The following is a 2,055-nucleotide window of genomic DNA, read 5'->3' on the forward strand; positions in this document are numbered from 1 at the left end:
CCAGACCGGAGGGGCGCCGGGGGCGGGAATCTGGGCGTACACATTTCCTACACAGTTTGGGATTCTCAGCTGTATTTAAAAGTAATAAAGAGGGGACCTCGTTTCCGAGATCCCCTCCTCCGTCTATCTATAGAAATAGGCTTTCAAAGCCTTAGGCCAAGAGCTTGCGACCGGACTCCTCGATCGCGTCAAGTGCTGCATCAGCCTCGGCGGCATCCGCGCCCTTAGCGAAGATGTACAGCTTAATCTTGGGCTCGGTGCCAGAAGGACGGACGATACCCTTGTTACCACCCTCGAGATCGAACTCAATGACATTAGCCTTCGGCAGGCCGTTCACGCAGGTGTTGTAATCCACGACGGCCTCAATCTTGGAACCGGCGAGCTCCGCGGGCGGGTTCTCGCGCAAACCAGCCATGATGCCGGCCATCTTTGCCGCACCCTCAGCGCCCGGATAGCTTAGCGAAATCGTCTTGTTGTGATAGTAGCCATACTTCTCGTACAGCTCGTGCATCGCATCGGCAAGGTTCTTACCCTGGAGCTTGTAATACTGCGCCATCTGGCAAATCAGAAGCGAAGTGCTCACGGCGTCCTTGTCGCGCACGTGGTCGCCGGCCAGATAGCCGTAGCTCTCCTCGAAACCGAAGATAAAGCGATCGACCTCGCCAGCATCGGAAAGAGAAGTAATGATGTCGCCGATGTACTTGAAGCCCGTCAGGCAGCGGCGAAGCTCAAAACCGTACTCGTCGGCCAGAGCGTCAACCATGGCGGAAGAAACGATAGTAGTAACGGCAACCTTCTTAGTGAGGTCCTCACCGCGGGCAGCACGGGTCTTGCAGATATAGTCGAGCAGCAGAACGCCCATCTCATTGCCGGTCAGCAGCAGATAGTCATCGCCATTTTTAACGGCAACGCCAACACGGTCGGCGTCGGGATCGGTTGCAAGCAGCAAATCAGGGTGAACCTGCTCGCAGAGATCGATGCCCTTCTGCATGGCCTGACGGATCTCGGGGTTAGGATACGGGCAGGTCGGGAAATCGCCGTTAGGCTCCTTCTGCTCGGGAACAACCGTGACATCGGTGATGCCAGCGCGCTCGAGCACCGTAGTAACGGGAATGAGGCCGGTGCCGTTGAGCGGAGTGTAGACGAGCTTAAGCGGAGCGCCAGCGATCTCCTCGGCAGAAAGGTTAGTCACGCCGCGCGCGAGAACGGCGTCGTAATAACGCTCGAGGCATGAGCCTTCGATCCATTTAACCAGACCCTGCTCAAGAGCCTCATCAAAGTCCATGGACTTCACGCCGGTGAATGTATCGGTCTCGGCGATAGCCTTAGAAATTGCATCGGCGGCCTCGCTGGTGACCTGGCAGCCGTCGGGGCCATAGGCCTTATAGCCGTTATACGGTGCCGGGTTATGACTAGCGGTCATGCAAATGCCACCGGAGCACTTAAGATCACGGACGGCCCAGGAGAGCGTCGGCACAGGAGAAATCTTGGGATAAACGAGGGCAGTCACGCCGTTTGCTGCAAGAATGGCAGCCGTCGTCTTAACGAACAGCTCACCTTTATTGCGGCTATCGCGAGCGATGGCAACCGTTGGATGCTCGAAGGTCGCATTGAGGTAGTCAGCGAATCCCTGGGTCGCACGACCGACCGTATAGATATTCATACGGTTAGTGCCCGCACCGATAGTGCCGCGAAGGCCGGCAGTACCGAAGGCGAGATCTTGGAAGAAAGCATCGGTGATGGCGTCCTCATCACCCTGCTCCTTCATCGTGTTAAGCTCAGCGAGGAGCTCCTCGTCCTTGACATTGGCAATCCAAGTATCAAGCAGCTCATGAACATCTGCCATGTGAGTCCTTCCGTCACAATCAATAAAACGACCCGTGTAAAAACAGGACAAGCGCAGCAGTGCGCTAAAGCAAATATTAGTCCATTGAGAACAGAGAACCGACCAAAGAACGGTGAACGTCTATATTCAGCGGTGGATGATTAAATTGATTTAATTGCATAAGGAATGTTGCCTGTAAACGCAAAAAAGGGGGAGGCCGCGAGGCCTCC

General features: G+C 55.5%; 1 protein-coding gene. It reads right to left on the minus strand.

The genetic code is table 11. The features are described 5' to 3' along the window. Window positions 1–151: 151 nt before the first annotated feature. A complete protein-coding gene (locus tag DWX39_RS10705; protein WP_117759931.1) occupies window positions 152–1,846 on the minus strand; it encodes a phospho-sugar mutase in 1,695 nt (564 codons plus the stop codon). Window positions 1,847–2,055 lie beyond the last annotated feature (209 nt).

It is taken from the genome of Collinsella sp. AF19-1LB, from assembly GCF_003459655.1.
GTDB lineage: Bacteria > Actinomycetota > Coriobacteriia > Coriobacteriales > Coriobacteriaceae > Collinsella.